Source organism: Mesorhizobium sp. PL10 (assembly GCF_053714315.1).
The window spans coordinates 166,294-181,007 of sequence record NZ_JBSKBR010000010.1 but is presented as its reverse complement, the minus strand read 5'-3'; the positions used below and the strand labels follow the sequence as shown (position 1 = coordinate 181,007).

General features: G+C 63.2%; 17 protein-coding genes. 7 read left to right on the top strand and 10 right to left on the bottom strand.

Annotation, left to right across the window (positions count from 1 at the left end; translation table 11 throughout):
- From ACWGTO_RS18255 to ACWGTO_RS18235, 5 genes are read left to right on the top strand one after another with little or no spacing between them, the layout of a single operon-like run.
- On the top strand, positions 1-1,374 hold the full coding sequence (locus ACWGTO_RS18255) for an aminotransferase family protein (protein WP_454576198.1): 1,374 nt from the start codon (positions 1-3) through the stop codon (positions 1,372-1,374).
- Positions 1,375-1,378: 4 nt separating this feature from the next.
- Positions 1,379-2,308 carry a 3-keto-5-aminohexanoate cleavage protein gene (locus ACWGTO_RS18250; RefSeq protein ID WP_454576197.1) on the top strand — a complete coding sequence of 310 codons (930 nt, stop codon included), beginning with the start codon at positions 1,379-1,381 and terminating at the stop codon, positions 2,306-2,308.
- 36 nt (positions 2,309-2,344) lie between these two features.
- Positions 2,345-2,842 carry a DUF523 domain-containing protein gene (locus ACWGTO_RS18245; protein ID WP_454576196.1) on the top strand — a complete coding sequence of 166 codons (498 nt, stop codon included), beginning with the start codon at positions 2,345-2,347 and terminating at the stop codon, positions 2,840-2,842.
- Positions 2,843-2,845: 3 nt separating this feature from the next.
- A complete protein-coding gene (locus ACWGTO_RS18240) occupies positions 2,846-3,367 on the top strand; it encodes an N-acetyltransferase family protein (RefSeq protein ID WP_454576195.1) in 522 nt (173 codons plus the stop codon).
- The gene (locus tag ACWGTO_RS18235; protein WP_454576194.1) at positions 3,364-4,392 is read left to right on the top strand and encodes a histone deacetylase family protein; all 1,029 of its coding nucleotides are present in this window, start codon (positions 3,364-3,366) and stop codon (positions 4,390-4,392) included. The genes ACWGTO_RS18240 and ACWGTO_RS18235 overlap by 4 nt, the downstream gene beginning before the upstream one ends.
- Before the next feature lie 106 nt (positions 4,393-4,498).
- Here ACWGTO_RS18235 and ACWGTO_RS18230 read toward each other — a convergent pair whose 3' ends face one another.
- From ACWGTO_RS18230 to ACWGTO_RS18215, 4 genes are all read right to left on the bottom strand, one after another.
- Entirely contained in the window at positions 4,499-5,761 is a 1,263-nt protein-coding gene (locus ACWGTO_RS18230; protein WP_454576193.1) for a cysteine desulfurase-like protein, read from the bottom strand.
- Between the two features lie 52 nt (positions 5,762-5,813).
- On the bottom strand, positions 5,814-6,881 hold the full coding sequence (locus tag ACWGTO_RS18225; protein WP_454576192.1) for an aldo/keto reductase: 1,068 nt from the start codon (positions 6,879-6,881) through the stop codon (positions 5,814-5,816).
- Positions 6,882-7,001: 120 nt separating this feature from the next.
- On the bottom strand, positions 7,002-7,469 hold the full coding sequence (locus tag ACWGTO_RS18220; RefSeq protein ID WP_454576191.1) for a hypothetical protein: 468 nt from the start codon (positions 7,467-7,469) through the stop codon (positions 7,002-7,004).
- A gap of 121 nt (positions 7,470-7,590) precedes the next feature.
- Positions 7,591-7,860: a hypothetical protein gene (locus ACWGTO_RS18215; protein WP_454576190.1), complete on the bottom strand. Its 270-nt coding sequence runs from the start codon at positions 7,858-7,860 to the stop codon at positions 7,591-7,593.
- Positions 7,861-7,874: 14 nt separating this feature from the next.
- On the opposite strand from ACWGTO_RS18215, the gene ACWGTO_RS18210 reads away from it, so the two are divergent.
- Positions 7,875-8,039 (top strand): hypothetical protein, encoded by a 165-nt coding sequence (locus tag ACWGTO_RS18210; RefSeq protein ID WP_454576189.1) that lies wholly within the window; start codon positions 7,875-7,877, stop codon positions 8,037-8,039.
- A gap of 58 nt (positions 8,040-8,097) precedes the next feature.
- Here the strand turns inward: ACWGTO_RS18210 and ACWGTO_RS18205 are convergent, their stop codons facing one another.
- Complete coding sequence (locus ACWGTO_RS18205; protein ID WP_454576188.1) at positions 8,098-8,604, bottom strand: DUF1993 domain-containing protein; 507 nt, start codon at positions 8,602-8,604, stop codon at positions 8,098-8,100.
- A gap of 139 nt (positions 8,605-8,743) precedes the next feature.
- Here ACWGTO_RS18205 and ACWGTO_RS18200 point away from each other — a divergent pair, with 139 nt between their 5' ends.
- Positions 8,744-9,796 carry a DUF1176 domain-containing protein gene (locus ACWGTO_RS18200; RefSeq protein ID WP_454576187.1) on the top strand — a complete coding sequence of 351 codons (1,053 nt, stop codon included), beginning with the start codon at positions 8,744-8,746 and terminating at the stop codon, positions 9,794-9,796.
- A gap of 7 nt (positions 9,797-9,803) precedes the next feature.
- Here the strand turns inward: ACWGTO_RS18200 and ACWGTO_RS18195 are convergent, their stop codons facing one another.
- Genes ACWGTO_RS18195 through ACWGTO_RS18175 form a run of 5 tightly spaced genes read right to left on the bottom strand, consistent with a single transcriptional unit; the run spans position 9,804 to position 14,710 of the window.
- Positions 9,804-10,700 (bottom strand): alpha/beta hydrolase, encoded by an 897-nt coding sequence (locus ACWGTO_RS18195; RefSeq protein ID WP_454576186.1) that lies wholly within the window; start codon positions 10,698-10,700, stop codon positions 9,804-9,806.
- 32 nt (positions 10,701-10,732) lie between these two features.
- Complete coding sequence (locus tag ACWGTO_RS18190; RefSeq protein WP_454576185.1) at positions 10,733-12,358, bottom strand: NTP transferase domain-containing protein; 1,626 nt, start codon at positions 12,356-12,358, stop codon at positions 10,733-10,735.
- Complete coding sequence (locus tag ACWGTO_RS18185) at positions 12,355-13,059, bottom strand: XdhC family protein (protein ID WP_454576184.1); 705 nt, start codon at positions 13,057-13,059, stop codon at positions 12,355-12,357. The genes ACWGTO_RS18190 and ACWGTO_RS18185 overlap by 4 nt, the downstream gene beginning before the upstream one ends.
- 1 nt (position 13,060) lies before the next feature.
- Positions 13,061-13,399 carry an XdhC family protein gene (locus ACWGTO_RS18180; RefSeq protein ID WP_454576183.1) on the bottom strand — a complete coding sequence of 113 codons (339 nt, stop codon included), beginning with the start codon at positions 13,397-13,399 and terminating at the stop codon, positions 13,061-13,063.
- A gap of 45 nt (positions 13,400-13,444) precedes the next feature.
- Positions 13,445-14,710: a vWA domain-containing protein gene (locus tag ACWGTO_RS18175; RefSeq protein ID WP_454576182.1), complete on the bottom strand. Its 1,266-nt coding sequence runs from the start codon at positions 14,708-14,710 to the stop codon at positions 13,445-13,447.
- Between the last annotated feature and the right edge of the window lie 4 nt (positions 14,711-14,714).

The following is a 14,714-nucleotide window of genomic DNA, read 5'->3' as shown; positions in this document are numbered from 1 at the left end:
ATGCAGAAGCCCTCCTCCATCGAAACAGAAGCGCGCGCCCCCTCGCATCTGTTTTATCTCTCCAGCCTGCGCCGGCCGCTCATCGACCGCGCCGAAGGCATCTACATGTGGACGCAGGACGGTCGCCGCTTCATCGACGGCTCGAGCGGGCCGATGGTTGCCAATATCGGCCATTCCAACCGCAACGTGCTCGACGCCATGAAGCGGCAGATGGACCGCGCCACCTTCGCCTACCGGCTGCATTTCGAAAACGAACCGGCGGAAGAGCTGGCGCGGAAACTCGCGGGAAAACTGCCTGAGGGCATGGACCGCATCTTCTTCGTCTCCGGTGGCTCGGAAGCGACGGAATCCTGCATCAAGCTGGCGCGGCAATGGGCCGTTGCCACAGGCCAGCCCAAGCGCTGGAAGGTGATCACGCGTTTTCCCTCCTATCATGGCGGCACGCTGGGTTCGCTGTCGGTCACCGGCGACGATGCGCTGGCCGAGACCTTCACGCCGATGATGCGCGTGATGCCGACCGTGTCGGCGCCAACCGCATGGCGCGACCGCGACAACCTGTCGATGGAACAGCGCGGCATCCGCTATGCCGACATGCTGGAGGAGAAAATCCAGGCCGAAGGGCCGGACAGCGTGCTCGCCTTCATCATGGAGCCGGTCGGCGGTGCTGCGACTTCCGCCCTGGTGGCGCCCGACAGCTATTATCCGCGCATCCGCGAAATCTGCGACCGCTATGGCATCCTGCTCATCCATGACGAAGTGATGAGCGGCGCCGGCCGCACAGGCAAATTCCTTGGCGGCGACCATTGGAACTGCAAGCCTGACATCGTCGCGCTGTCGAAGGGGCTGGGCTCGGGCTATGCGCCGCTCGGCGCGCTCGCGGCCCCGATGCGGCTGGTCGAGCCACTGCTGGCTTCAGGCGGCTTCCAGCATGGCCACACCTATGCCGGCAATCCGCTTGCCTGCGCCGCCGGGCTTGCCGTGCTCGGCGAAATGGACCGGCTGGACCTGATCGCCAACGCCGCCGCCATGGGCGACGTGCTGATCGACGGGCTGAAGGGGCTGGCCAAGCGCTTTCCATTCATTGCCGACGTGCGTGGCAAGGGCCTGCTCACCGGCGCCGAGATGGTTGCCGATCCCGATACGCTGCGGCCGATCGACCAGGGCAAGAAAGCCACCCAGCGTCTGCTCGACCTCGCCTATGAACGCGGGCTGATCATCTACGGCCGCAGGGTCAAGGGCGGCGTCGACGGTGATAATTTCATGGTCGCCCCGCCGATGATCGTCACGGCTGAACAGGTCGGCGAGATCCTTTCCATCATCGGCGACTCGCTGGAAGTTCTGGCGGCCGAGCTCGACCTGCCCGTCGAAGGTTAAAAGCATGGCGCCGCGGAAAGTCATCATCACCTGTGCAGTCACCGGCTCGGTGCACACGCCGTCCATGTCGCCCTATCTGCCGCTGACGCCGGACCAGATCGCGACGGACGCCATCGCGGCAGCCGAAGCCGGCGCCTCGGTCCTGCATCTCCATGCCCGCGACCCCAGGGACGGTCGGCCGACCGCCGATCCTGAGGTGTTCATGCAATTCCTGCCGCGCATCAAGCAGGCAACCGACGCCGTGATCAACATCACCACCGGTGGTTCGTCGCTGATGACGCTGGACCAGCGGCTGGCGGCCCCGCTCAGGGCCGAGCCGGAAATGTGCTCGCTCAACATGGGCTCGATGAATTTCGCGCTGTTCCCGATGCTCGACAAGCCAAGGGAATGGCAGCACGAGTGGGAACCAAAGCTGCTCGAAGCCACGCGCGACACCATCTTCAAGAACACCTTTGCCGATATGGAAGGCGTTCTCGAAAAACTCGGCAAGGGCTGCGGTACGCGCTTCGAGTTCGAGTGCTACGATGTCGGCCATCTCTATTCGCTGGCGCATTTTCGCGATCGCGGCCTGGTGTCGGGGCCTCTGTTCATCCAGTTCGTGCTTGGCATTCTGGGCGGCATCGGTGCTGATCCCGACAATCTCATCCATATGAAGCGCATTGCCGACAAACTGTTCGGCGACAGCTACCAGTTCTCGGTGCTCGCCGCCGGCCGCAACCAGATGCCGCTGATCTCGATTGCGGCGGCGATGGGCGGCAATGTCCGCGTCGGCCTGGAGGACAGTCTCTACGATGGGCGGCAGCTGGCGAAATCCAACGCCGATCAGGTGCGCCGCATCCGTGCCATTCTGGACGGGCTGTCGCTGGATGTCGCCACACCGTCGGAGGCGCGCGACATGCTGGCGCTGAAGGGCGGCGACCGGGTGGCCTTCTAGGGCTCGCACGGGATCGCGTGGTAAAAGGAGGCTGACATGGAAAAGATTCTGGTCTCAGCCTGCCTGCTTGGCAGCCACGTCCGGTATAACGGCTCCTACCGGCTCAGCAACCATCCCGTATTGACGCGATGGCAGGCGGAAGGGCGGGTCGTGCAAATCTGCCCCGAGGTAGCCGCAGGCTTCTCCACGCCGCGTCCTCCGGCAGAAATTCTGGGCACAGGGGACGCAGTGCTTCACGGTCAAGGCCAGGTGATCGAGCAGACAGGAAACGACGTGACCGCACTCTATCTCGAAGCCGGCCAGCTTGCCCTCGATCTGGCCCGGGAAACCGGATGTCGCTATGCGGTTCTCACCGATGGCAGCCCGTCCTGTGGCTCAAGCTTCGTCTATGACGGCAGTTTTTTGGGCAAGCGCGTAGCCGGCCGTGGCACGACCACCGCGCTCCTGGAAGCGAATGGCATTCGCGTCTTTTCGGAAGACGATATCGGCGAACTTGACGACCTCCTGAACGGTTCCGCCGGAACCACGGCCTGATCCATGGCAGGAAAGATCCAGTCCAGCGATACCGTTATCCGCCTCGGCACCATCCGCGACGTCGACACCATCTACGGCGCGCTGCTCAAGCTCGGCACCCACATCGGCGGGCATCAGGAGATTACGTCCACCACTGAGGATCTGCGCCGCTACGGCTTTGGCGAAAAGCCCGCCTTTTCCACCCTGATCGCCGAAGTCGGCGGCGAGTTTGCCGGGCTCTGCCTGCACTTTCCGATCTTCTCGACCTGGATGGGGCGGCCCGGCGTCTATATCCAGGACCTCTACGTCGAGGATCGGTTTCGCGGCCGCAAGATCGGCGAAAAGCTGTTGCGCCGGGTCGCGCGCGACTGCCGTAGTGATGGCGGCGCCTATCTCAGGCTGTCGGTCGATACCGACAATGACGGCGCCAGGGCCTTTTACGAGAAGCTGGGCATCGGCTGGGCGCATTACGAGCAGACGCAGAAGATCGTCGGCGAGGCCTTTTTCGCCTTTGCCGATTCAGTGCTGGATGGGGAAACGGAATGAAAGCTTTCTTTGCCAAGGAGCAGAAACGCCACGACCCGAAGGCCTTCCTGTCCAGCGGTGCACCGCAGCCCAATCCTGAACAGCCGGAGCGCGCCGAGCGATTGTTAGCCGGCGCAAAATCTGCCGGCTTGACCATCGAGCGCCCCAGGGATCATGGCCTTGGCCCGGTTGCGGCAGTGCATACGCCAGAGTATCTCGCCTTCCTCGAACATATTTTTGCGCGCTGGCGGCGCATTGAAGGCGCCTCGGCGGAAGTCATCCCCAACATCCATCCCCTAGCCCGCGACGGCGCCTACCCGGCCTCGGCGGTCGGCCAGGCCGGTTACCACATGGCCGACACAGCCTGCCCGATCTCGGCCGAGACCTGGCAGAGTGCGCTGTGGAGCGCCTGGAGCGCGGTCGAGGCCGCCGAAACCGTCATGGCCGGCGCGCCCGCCGCATACGCGCTCTGCCGGCCGCCCGGCCACCATGCCTTCGCCGATGTCGCCGGCGGCTTCTGCTTCATCAACAATTCGGCGGTCGCGGCGCAAGTGTTGCGCAAGCAGGCGGCGCGGGTGGCGATCCTCGATGTCGACCTGCATCACGGCAACGGCACCCAGGGCATTTTTTACGGGCGATCCGACGTGCTCACCGTCTCGCTGCATGCCGATCCGGTGCGCTTCTATCCGTTCTTCTGGGGCCATGCCGACGAGCGAGGCGAAGGGCCGGGCCTCGGCTATAATCTTAACCTGCCCTTGCCGCGCAAGTCAGCCGATGCGGCGTTTCTCGAAGCGCTTCAAGCGGCGGTCCAGCGCATCCAGGCCTTCGCGCCGGAGGCGCTGGTCGTGGCGCTCGGTCTCGATGCGTTCGAGGGCGACCCGTTCGGCGGGCTTTCGGTGACCACGCCCGGTTTCTCGCGCATCGGCGAGGCGATCGCAAAGCTCGGCCTGCCGACGGTGATCGTGCAGGAAGGCGGCTATCTCTGTGACGCACTCGGCGACAACCTCACCGCCTTCCTCACCGGCTTCGGCGGCAAAAAGCGATAGCTGACTAGAGCGTTTCACCGTTTCACGGAAACGGCGAAACGCTCTATGTCTTTGTTTTTTACGCAATTCCGGACGGAAAACCCGCTCACACTTTCCTGGAATTGCTCTAGCGCTGTTGCCTCAGCATGGCGATCACCCGATGCACGCTTTCCAGCGTCTCGTCGATTTCGGCCGTCGTGTTGTAGTGGGCAATACCGATGCGCACGACGCCCTGCTCGGCAGGAATGCCGAGCTGGTGGACGATCTCCCAGGCGTAGTTATGGCCCGACCACAGGAAGATGTTTTCGGCATTCATCTGCCGCACGATCGTCTCCGGCACGACGCCTTCGACCGTGAACGAAACCGTCGGCACGCGCTCGTTGACACGCTTCGGATCGGTGATGCCGCGGATGGTCAGGCCCTCAATGTCCGACAACCCTTCGATCAGCCTCAGCGCCAACGGGTTTTCGTAGGCGATCGAGACCTGGAATGCCTTGGCAATCCTGCGTCGCCGTGAGCTGCCCTCGCCTGCCGCGGCACCCAGTTCCGCGAAGTAATCGACCGCGGCTGTCAGCCCGGCCATCAATTCGATCTGCGGCGTGCCGAGTTCGAAGCGCTCCGGCAGGCCGTTGGAGGAGCAGCGGCATTTGTAGGGTTTCAGCGCATCGATGACATCACGACGGCCCCAAAGGATGCCCATATGCGGCCCGAAGAATTTGTAGGCCGAGCAGACCAGGAAATCGCAGCCGAGCTCCTGCACATCGACCAGCCCGTGCGGGGCGAACTGTACGGCATCGACATAGACCAGCGCGCCGGCCTGTTTGGCGATTGCCGTCAGCGCCTGAACCCGGTTGATCGAGCCGGTGAGGTTCGAGGCGTAGTTCAGCGCAACGAGCCGCGTCTTGTCGGTGAGCAGAGCGCTGAGTGCCGCCTCCTCGACCTGCCAGCTCTTCTCGTCGAAGGGCAGGAAGCGCACGACAAGGCCGAGATCCTCGGCCAGTTGCAGCCAGGGCGAGACATTTCCCTCGTGATCCATGCGGGTGACGATGATCTCGTCGCCCGGCTTGAAATCGCGGCCAAGCGTGCGCGACATGTGATAGGTCAGCGTCGTCATGTTGGCGCCGATGATGATTTCCTCTGGGCTTGCCGCGCCGAGAAAATCGGCCATTGCCGCATGGGCGTCGTCAACCACCTTTTGCGCGGCAATCGTGGTCTCGAAATAGCCGCCGAGATTGGCGTTGGTCGTCAACAGACAGCGCGCCACCGCATCGGCAACCGCTTGCGGTACCTGCGTGCCGGCCGGATTGTCGAGATAGATGCGCCGGCGGCCCTTGTCGGTCAGGTCCAGCGCCGGAAATTTCCCCCTGACGGTCTCGATCGGAAAATCCATTGCTGTCCCCTTCCCCTTGTCTTTGCTCGGCAATTCCGTCCGAACGGCTTGCCTATGGGCACGGATTGCCGACGCGCTGGTGGATCGCATCGACGGCCTTCTGCATCTCGTCGGTCCAGGTCACGTCGGCCGAGGACAACGCAATTTCAAGCTGGGCAATCGTCGTCGCGCCGATGATGCTGGAAGTAACAAATGGCCGGCTGGCGACATAGGCGTTGGCGAACAGCGCCGGTTCGAGGCCAAAGGAGCGCGCCAGCTCATTGTACTCGAGCTGCGCTTCCGCTGCGTTCGGCGTCTCATAGCGCTGGCCGCGGTTGAACAGCTGTGAGCGCGAGCCTTGCGGCCGCGCGCCATGGTCGTATTTGCCGGTAAGATAGCCTTGCGCCAGCGGCGAATAGGCGAGAAAGCCAACCTCTTCTCGCTCACAGACTTCGGCCAGGTTCACCTCAAAGGTGCGGTTGACGAGGTTGTAGGCGTTCTGCAGCGAAACGACACGCGGGCCCACGCCCTTGTCGGCCTCGGCGATGAAGCGCATGACGCCCCAGGAGCTTTCATTCGACAGGCCGAGATGCCGGATTTTGCCTGCTTTCACCAGTTCGTCGAAGACGGCGAGCGTCTCTGCAATCGTCGTTTCGCCGGCCGGCGCCCCAAAGGCGTCGGCACGGCGCGGCGTGGCGCCGACACGAGTCGGGTTGGCGCCCCACGGAATGTCGCGCTCCGGCCAGTGGATCTGGTAGAGATCGAGATAGTCAGTGCCGAGCTTGGCCAGCGATTTGTCGATGGCGTCGAAAATGTCGGCGCGCACCAGCTTCGAGGGACGATCGCCACGAAACCAGCGGTTGGCGGTGCGACCGACCACTTTCGAGGCCAGGATGACCTTGTCGCGATTGCCCTTGGCCTTCATCCAGCTGCCGATGAACTTCTCCGTCCGTCCTTGAGTCTCCTCCTTGGGCGGGATCGGATAGAGTTCGGCAGTGTCGATGAAATTCACGCCGCGCTCAAAAGCCAGATCCATCTGCGCGTGGCCTTCGGCCTCGGTGTTCTGCTGGCCCCAGGTCATCGACCCCAGGCAGATCTGGGTAACAAGAAGATCGGTCCGACCGAGACGGCGTTTGTGCATGGATTTCTGCTCCGGAGGGAAAGCTGGCGCGGCAGCGCGGGAAGGAAGCGGTATCCTATAGCAAAGCCGGGCGGCTCTCCAACCCTTGGCTGACCGAGATTTATGTGAAGCTTGGCAAAGTCAGCGCCGGACGCCGGCCAGCGCGCGCCGCTTGGCTTCGTCGATCAGCATGTTGGCCACCTGCATGCGGATCATGGCGCGCTGGCGCAGATGTGGCGCGACACGATCGGGATGGTTGGCGAAGGCGAAGTTGCGGCGCATGCGGCCGAGATCGGCAGTCTTGACGGAATGATCGAGGCCGAGTTCGACGGCGATCGCTTCAGGATCGATCGGCGGCAGTCGTTCCTCGGGCTTTGCTTCCTCGCCGGCCAGCGCCAGCTTGGCCTGGTCGAGAAGGGCTGCGAATTCGGCGGCAAGGTCGGACCCCGCTTCGCGATACTCGGCAGTGAAGGTTTCGCCGGAGACCTTGATGCGGCCGGAATGAAGCTCGTCGGCCACGGACAGATAGTCGAACGGGATCGACGGCCGCGCGCCTGTCTCGTCGTTCGCCTCGTCTTTTTCCGAGGCCACGAAGAGATCGTCCAGCAAGGAAGCGAAATCCCGCTTGGCGCCGATGACTGCCTCCCCCTTGTGAGCACGCGCATGCGATCGAGACGAGCGCACCATAGTGCCGGCTCGTTAAAAATGAATGCCACTGATCTTAACCAGTTTAGGCGTTCGCCAGGCTGGCGCTTGGCGGCTGCTGACGCAAGCTCAACAAAAAGCCGGACTGCATTTGCATGCAGTCCGGAAATTTCGCCAGGAGTGGCGAGGAAAAGCCGGCCATGTGCCAGCGTCTATGCGTACGGTCGGCGCCAACCAAAAGTTTCAGCGCATGAGCCAATTGTGCCGAAAAAAATTTGCATGGCATGGCTGCCATGCAAATGCTGCACTGCACAATCTTCACATTTTTTTTATATTCGGTGACGTGGAGGGTCAACTAGGGGCCGAATCATGGGGTTCTTCACTGAAATGTTTGCTCGTCCGCGTCCGCAGGAGCATCAGCGTTATCGTTCCGCCTTGGCGCTGTTGCATTCGATGAGTAATGCCGACCGCGCCGACATCGGCATCAAGCCGGCCGATTTCCCGCGCATCGCGCGCCAAATGTCCGTGCGCTAAGCCAGCACATTCCGAGGCTTCCCGGCAGCGGCCGGGAAACCTCGGAATGCCGAATTCCTCAACGATTGCCGAGATACGCACCCTTGGTCAACGGCACGCCATTGTGGCGCAGGATGTCGTAGGCCGTCGTCACGTGGAAATAGAAGTTGGGCATGGCGACATGCAGCAGATACTGCAGTCCGGGCATCGAGACCTCGCGCGGGCCAAACTTCAGTGCGACCACCCTGTCATCCGAACCATCGAATTCGGCAGCCGAGAATGACGCCAGCAGGTCAAGCGTCTTGGTCAGGCGCGCCTGAAGCTCGGCGAAGGTCGCTTCATTGTCGTCGTATTTCGGCACCTCGCGGCGGGCCAGCCGCGACGGCGCGCCCTTGGCGTGGTCGGTGGCGACCTGCACCTGCCTGACCAGCGCGTACATGTCTGGCGCCAGCCTTGCGGTCAAAAACACCTGCGGGTCGATCTTGCGCTCAAGCGCGTTCTGTTCGGCAGCCGTCAGAATGCCGGACAGCGCCTTCAGCCTGGCCGAAAACACCGGCACGGAGGCCTCATACATCGATAGTGTCACGTCACATCTCCATTGCGGCTGAAGCGCCGACGAGGGACGTAGCGCCTTTACCGGGGATTCTTCAAGCAACGGCAGCGATGCGTCACCCCGCCGCCGCAATCCATGTGGTAGAATCTTCGTTACCGTGCGGAGATTCCCGATGAAGCGCATCTTTTTCGCAGCAACTGCACTCTTCTCCCTTGCAGCGATCGGCCAGTCGGCGATGGCGGACGACGATACGCCCGAAGCCCCTTATGTCGACGACAGGTCGAGCGCCGAGGCGGTCGTCCAGTCACTCTACAGCGCCATCAACCGGCACGAATTCGCCCGCGCCTGGGGCTATTACGGCGATACGAAGCCGGCAAAGGATTTTGACGCCTTCGTCAAGGGCTATGACGGCACCGACAAGGTCGAGGTCGAAACGGGAGCCATTTCCAGCGACGGCGCGGCCGGCAGCATCTATTACAGCGTTCCCGTCGCCATCAAGGCCACCGACAAGGATGGGGATGAGAAGGTCTTCGCCGGCTGCTACACTCTGCGGCAGGTGAACGCGCAGGCCCAGGCTGCGCCTCCCTTCGATCCCATCCATATCGAAAAGGGCGCGCTAAAACCCTCCAGCGCCGATTTCGAGGAGGCGGTTCCGGCAAACTGCGGCGACGGTCCGCCGCCGCCGAAGAAGGATACCGCGCTCGAGAAGGCCAAGAAGGCGTTCCTGGCGACCTATGGCAGTCAGTGCGACAAGCAGTTTGTCGGCGAGGAGCCGAATGCTTTCTCGATCAAATACAAGGACAAGGACGCACAGCCTGGCGACCCTGAAAAGGAGACGCGGCTTTTCGAATTCTACTGTTCCGCCGCAGCCTATAATACCGCTTCGGTCTACTACATGACGGATGCGCTTGGTGAAGTGCTCCAGTTGCAGTTCGCCGAACCGGAACTGGACATACGCTACGAGAACAATGACAGCGACGGCAAACTGCTGGGCGTGACCGTCACTGGTTTCCACACGACCGGCTGGGCAACCAATCCCGAATATGACGAAGAGACCAGGACGATTCGCACATTCAACAAATGGCGCGGCGTCGGCGATGCCTCTGACAGCGGCACCTACCTGTTTCGCAACGGTGATTTTTCGCTGGTCCAGTACGATGTCGACGCGTCTTATGACGGCGAAGAAAACCCGCAGACGGTGGTCGACTACAACACTGCGCCTTGAGGCCGGCTCAGGGGGCTTTCGACAGCATCCAGTTCAGCGTCTCGCGCCAGTCGACCATGCGGATCGGCGTACCGTGGGTCCCGGTCTCGAAACGGACGAAGTGCGTCGGATAGGGATAGGCTTTCGAGTTCGCAATGATGGAGCGGAAGAAGGCTTCCTGCTTCTCCACGGGAAAGACCGGATCCTTGCTGCCCTGGCCGAAGAATACCGGCACATGGCGCCTGTAGGCGGGGCTTGCCAAAAAGCTGTCATCCCATAACGAACCGAGCAGCAAGAGCCCGTTGATGCGCCGTCCGGTATCGTTGCGGCCGGCTAGCTTCCAGCACAGCGAACCGCCCATCGAGCCGCAGGCGACGAAGATTTTCGCATCGGGCGAGGCCTCGGCATAGTGGCCGATCAATGCTGCGACCTGGGCTGCGCCCTTGTCACCGAAATCGGTGAAATCGGGTGAGAGATAGAGGCCGCCATTGCCGGCCATCAGGTTCTTGATGCGGTTGAAATTGCCGCCGAATGTGAAGTCGTCGACGCCCTGCTTGCGGCTGCCGCCCTGCCCGTGCAGGTAAAGCACGATGATGCCGGCGCCCTCGGTTTTACCAACGGCGATATGCCTGACATCGCCGGCATCGGTTTTCAGCATCAGATCCTGCTGAACCTTGCGCACGCTTGTGTCGGTGTACTCGGCGCGCACGCGCTTTTCCGGCACCTGGTCGCGGGCGTTGATGTCGCGCATTTCCTGGTAGTCGATGACGGTGTGCGCGCCGCTGTCGGACGACGACAGCGTCGCCGGATAGGCGAAGAGATCGTCTTTGAAGGGTTTTAGTTCAAGTGCCTCCGCGCGGACGGCGGACAGCGAAAGAACGATTGCGGTGAGCAGCGCACGGGAGAATGGGAAGCGAAGAGCCATCCTTCAGCCATGCGTTTTTCAGCTTCGGTTTGTCAATCCTGCAGCACGCCGCCGGCGTCTTCGAGCGCTTCGCGGGTGTCGACATCGATCGATGCACCGTCGCCAATTTCGACGTCGATGACATCGAGCCCCTCGGCCTCGACCAGATGGCGGGCGCCGGTGTCGCCTTCGAGATGGGCGATGGCCGGAAACAGCGCGCGGGGCAAGAGCACCGGATTGCCGCGGCGGCCATCATGCGCGGCGCGCACCACTGAATGGCCGCCGTCCCTACGGAAGGCGTCGATCAACCTGTCGAGATCGGCCGCGGAGATGCCCGGCATGTCGCCGAGGACAATCATCGCGCCGGCGGCCTCGGCTCCGACTTTGGCCATGCCGGCTTTCAGCGACGAGGACAGGCCTTCGGCAAAATCGGGATTGTCGGCGAAGATCACATTGAGGCCCGATAAGGCGTGATGTATCCGCTCGCGCTGATGGCCGGTGACGACTACGGTGGCCGAGGCCTTCGAGCCTAGCGCGCGTTCAGCGGTGCGGCGTACCAGCGGCTTGCCGTCGAACAGCGCCAAGAGCTTGTTCGGCCCGCCCATGCGGCTGGAACGGCCGGCAGCGAGAAGCACGATGTCGACCTTCAGCCCGGCGACCCTTGCTGACTGGGGGGCCGGCAGCGGCTCGCGCGGCTGCGGCCGGGTCGGGATCTCCATCAACAGTCCTCCGACACCCATACCGGCAATATCCTTGGCCGTCACATCGAGACCGGCGATAAGTCGGTCGAGCACCCAGTCGAAGCCGTTCTCCTTGGGGCTGCGGGCGCAGCCCGGCGCGCCGATGACGCGTTTGCCGTCAAGCGTGCCCAGCACCAGCAGATTGCCGGGATCGACCGGCATGCCCGCGCGGATGACGGTACCGCCAGCCTTCTCGATCGCTGCTGGGATGACGTCTGCGAAATCGCTCATCGCCGAGGCGCCGAAGATCACCACCATGTCATTGTCGCGCGCCAGCGCAGTCGCGGCCTCGGCCACAGGCGCTACTTCGTGCGGCGTGCGGCGCTCGACGGTCAACCGGGCGCCGGAGCGCGCCAGCCGCGCCTCGGTGACGCGCCGCGTCTTGTCGAGCACACTTGCCTTGATGCCGGGCAGCACGGTCTGGATGACGCCGATGCGCACCGGCTGGTAGGCGTTGACGGCAAAGATCTCGCCGCCGGCGCAGATGCTCGTCACGGCATCGACCAAGGCCGAGGCGACGGCGAACGGTATGATCTTCACCGTGGCCACCATCTGGCCCTTCTCCACCGGCGCGTGCTGCGCCAGTGTGGCGATGGTGATGGTCGGATCGACAGCATTGATGGCGTCGATCATTGCCGCGTCGACCGTAAAGACGCCAGCCGCTTTGGCGTGAAGGTTGACGCGGCCGGTCGCGGCGGACTTTGCCTCGATGGCGCGGTGGGCCATGCTTGCAGCGATCTTTTCGGCCGCAGCATCCTCGCTGAGATCATCGGCGGCAAGCACAGCCACGACGATTTCGGCAATGCCGGCCGCCTTCAATGCCGCAACATCCTCAGCAGTCAGCCTGTGCGCCTTGCGGAAGCGGCGCTCGCCGGCCGTGGTGGCATGGGCGAGCACCGCGCCTTCGGCCTGATCGATCTGAACCGGACCGAATTTCACGCTGCCGCGCCTTTTGCTTCCAGGCCGCGTGAGCGAAAGGCATGGATGGTCTGGGCGAGGATGGCGACGGCGATCTCGGCCGGGCTCGCCGCACCGATATCCAGGCCGATCGGCGCGTGGATGCGGGCGATCTGGTCGGCGGTCGCGCCCAGTGCCAACAGGCGCTCGACGCGCTTGGCGTGGGTTTTGCGACTGCCGAGCGCCCCGACATAGAAGCAGTTGGCGTCGAGAGCCGCCTTCAGCGCGAAATCGTCGATCTTCGGATCATGGGTTACGGCGGCGAGTGCGGTGTAGCTGTCAAGCGGCTGGCGTTTCAGCACATCCTCAGGCCATTCGGCATGCAGCGCCACATCGGGAAAGCGGTCCGGCGTGGCGAAGGCTGTGCGCGGATCGACGATCTCCAGCGGATAACCGGCGATCTTGGCCATCGGCGCCAGCGCCTGGCTGATATGGACGGCGCCGATCACCACCAGGCGCGGCTGCGGCAGATGCGCGTTGAGGAAGAAAGTCCGCCCCTCGGCCTCGACTGAACCGGAACTGCCTGAGCGAAACGCCTTGGCGATTGCTTGCCCGAGTTCGCCGGCGACAGAATCGCCCTCGCGCACGATGCGGTCGCGGCCATCGCCGAGATCGGTGACCAGGATTGCCGCGCGGCGGGCGCGGCGTTCGGCATTGAGCGTTTTGAGGGCGTACGGGTCCATACTAACCGAGCCGCTCCACATAGACCTTGATGCGCCCGCCGCAGGACAGGCCGACCTGCCAGGCGGTTTCGTCGGCAACGCCGAACTCCAGCATCTTGGCTTTGCCGGTATCGATGACGTCGATCGCCTCGCTCACCACCGCACCCTCGACACAACCGCCCGAGACCGAGCCGTGGAAATTGCCTTCGGCGTCAATGACCAGATGGCTGCCGACAGGCCTCGGCGCCGAACCCCAGGTCTCGACCACAGTGGCGATGGCGACATCCTTGCCGTCCTTCATCCAGCCTTCCGCGATGATCAGGGGATCGCGGGCTTCATCGAGATAGATGCTGTTGTCCATGATCGCTTGTCTCAAAGTCTGTTTTTCCGATGGGATAACATATGGCTATGCGGCGCGCCCGACACCAGCGTCCAGCCAGCGGCGCGGATCCACCGAAGCGGCCGATTTCTTGTCCAACGAGGCGCATAGATCGGCAAGCGCATCGAGATTGTGCACCGAGCGGAACTCATCGACATGCGGCAGCATCGCCTTGACGCCACGGGCGCGCGCCTCGAAGCCGCCGAAGCGCAGCAAAGGGTTCAGCCAGATCAGCCGCCGGCAGGATTTGTGCAGGCGCTCCATCTCCTGCGACAGGCCGGTGACATCGTCACGCTCCAGCCCGTCAGTGATCAGAAGCACCACCGCGCCCTGCCCGAGCACGCGGCGCGACCATGTCAGGTTGAATTCGGCCAGCGTGTCGCCGATACGGGTGCCGCCCGACCAGTCCTTCACCGTCGCCGAGCAGTCGGCAAGGGCGGCATCGGGGTCGCGGTGGCGCATCTGCCGCGTCAGATTGGTCAGCCGCGTGCCGAAGACGAAGGTGTGCACGCGCCGGCGCTTTTCTGTCAGCGCGTGCAAAAAATGCAGGAAAATGCGCGTGTACTGGCTCATCGAGCCGGAAATATCGGCAAGCACCACCAGGGGCGGGTGGACTTCGCGGGCCGAGCGGAATTTCGGCAGGATCAGCTCGCCGCCGGTGCGCGCGGCAGAGCGCATCATGGCACGCGGATCGATGCGGCGGCCATGCGGATCCGCCTTGAAGCGCCTTGTCCGAACCATGTCGAAGGGCAGCCGCAGCTCGGCAATAGCCTTCTTGGCGTCGGCCATCTCGGCGGCGTTCATCTGGGCAAAGTCCTTGCCGCGCAGTACCTCGTTGCCGGAGAAGGTGAAGCGCGCATCGACCTCGATCTCCGGTATTTCCTTTGCCGGCTGGTTTTTCTGATGACCCTCGAACATCGCCTGGCTGACGCGGTTTTCAGCCGCGCGCGGCTTTTGCTTCTCCCTGGTGTCCGGCGCCACCGGCGAAAACATCGCCAGCAGCTTTTCAATCAGCTCGCGCGATTTCCAGAACAGCCGGAAGGCTTCGTCAAAGACAGGATGATCCTCGTGCCTGGACACCAGCACCGCATGCAGCGTCCAATAGAAATCGTCGCGCGAGCCGATGCCGGCGGCAAGCACCGCCTCGATCGCATCCTTGACCGAGGCCGGCCCGACCCGCATGCCCGCCTTGCGCAAGGTGCGGGCGAAATAGACGATATTGTCGGCGATGCGGCCATCCTCCGTCGCCTCTTTGGGGTCGGCCTCTTTGGGATAGGCACCCGGCGCCTTCACTGTT

Coding starts and splice junctions, on each gene's coding strand:
- ACWGTO_RS18185 (WP_454576184.1), bottom strand. CDS start 13,059: ATGGACCCGTACGCCCTCAAAACGCTCAATGCCGAACGCCGCGCCCGC.
- ACWGTO_RS18225 (WP_454576192.1), bottom strand. CDS start 6,881: ATGCACAAACGCCGTCTCGGTCGGACCGATCTTCTTGTTACCCAGATC.
- ACWGTO_RS18230 (WP_454576193.1), bottom strand. CDS start 5,761: ATGGATTTTCCGATCGAGACCGTCAGGGGGAAATTTCCGGCGCTGGAC.
- ACWGTO_RS18240 (WP_454576195.1), top strand. CDS start 2,846: ATGGCAGGAAAGATCCAGTCCAGCGATACCGTTATCCGCCTCGGCACC.
- ACWGTO_RS18245 (WP_454576196.1), top strand. CDS start 2,345: ATGGAAAAGATTCTGGTCTCAGCCTGCCTGCTTGGCAGCCACGTCCGG.
- ACWGTO_RS18255 (WP_454576198.1), top strand. CDS start 1: ATGCAGAAGCCCTCCTCCATCGAAACAGAAGCGCGCGCCCCCTCGCAT.
- ACWGTO_RS18180 (WP_454576183.1), bottom strand. CDS start 13,399: ATGGACAACAGCATCTATCTCGATGAAGCCCGCGATCCCCTGATCATC.
- ACWGTO_RS18195 (WP_454576186.1), bottom strand. CDS start 10,700: ATGGCTCTTCGCTTCCCATTCTCCCGTGCGCTGCTCACCGCAATCGTT.
- ACWGTO_RS18235 (WP_454576194.1), top strand. CDS start 3,364: ATGAAAGCTTTCTTTGCCAAGGAGCAGAAACGCCACGACCCGAAGGCC.
- ACWGTO_RS18250 (WP_454576197.1), top strand. CDS start 1,379: ATGGCGCCGCGGAAAGTCATCATCACCTGTGCAGTCACCGGCTCGGTG.
- ACWGTO_RS18200 (WP_454576187.1), top strand. CDS start 8,744: ATGAAGCGCATCTTTTTCGCAGCAACTGCACTCTTCTCCCTTGCAGCG.
- ACWGTO_RS18210 (WP_454576189.1), top strand. CDS start 7,875: ATGGGGTTCTTCACTGAAATGTTTGCTCGTCCGCGTCCGCAGGAGCAT.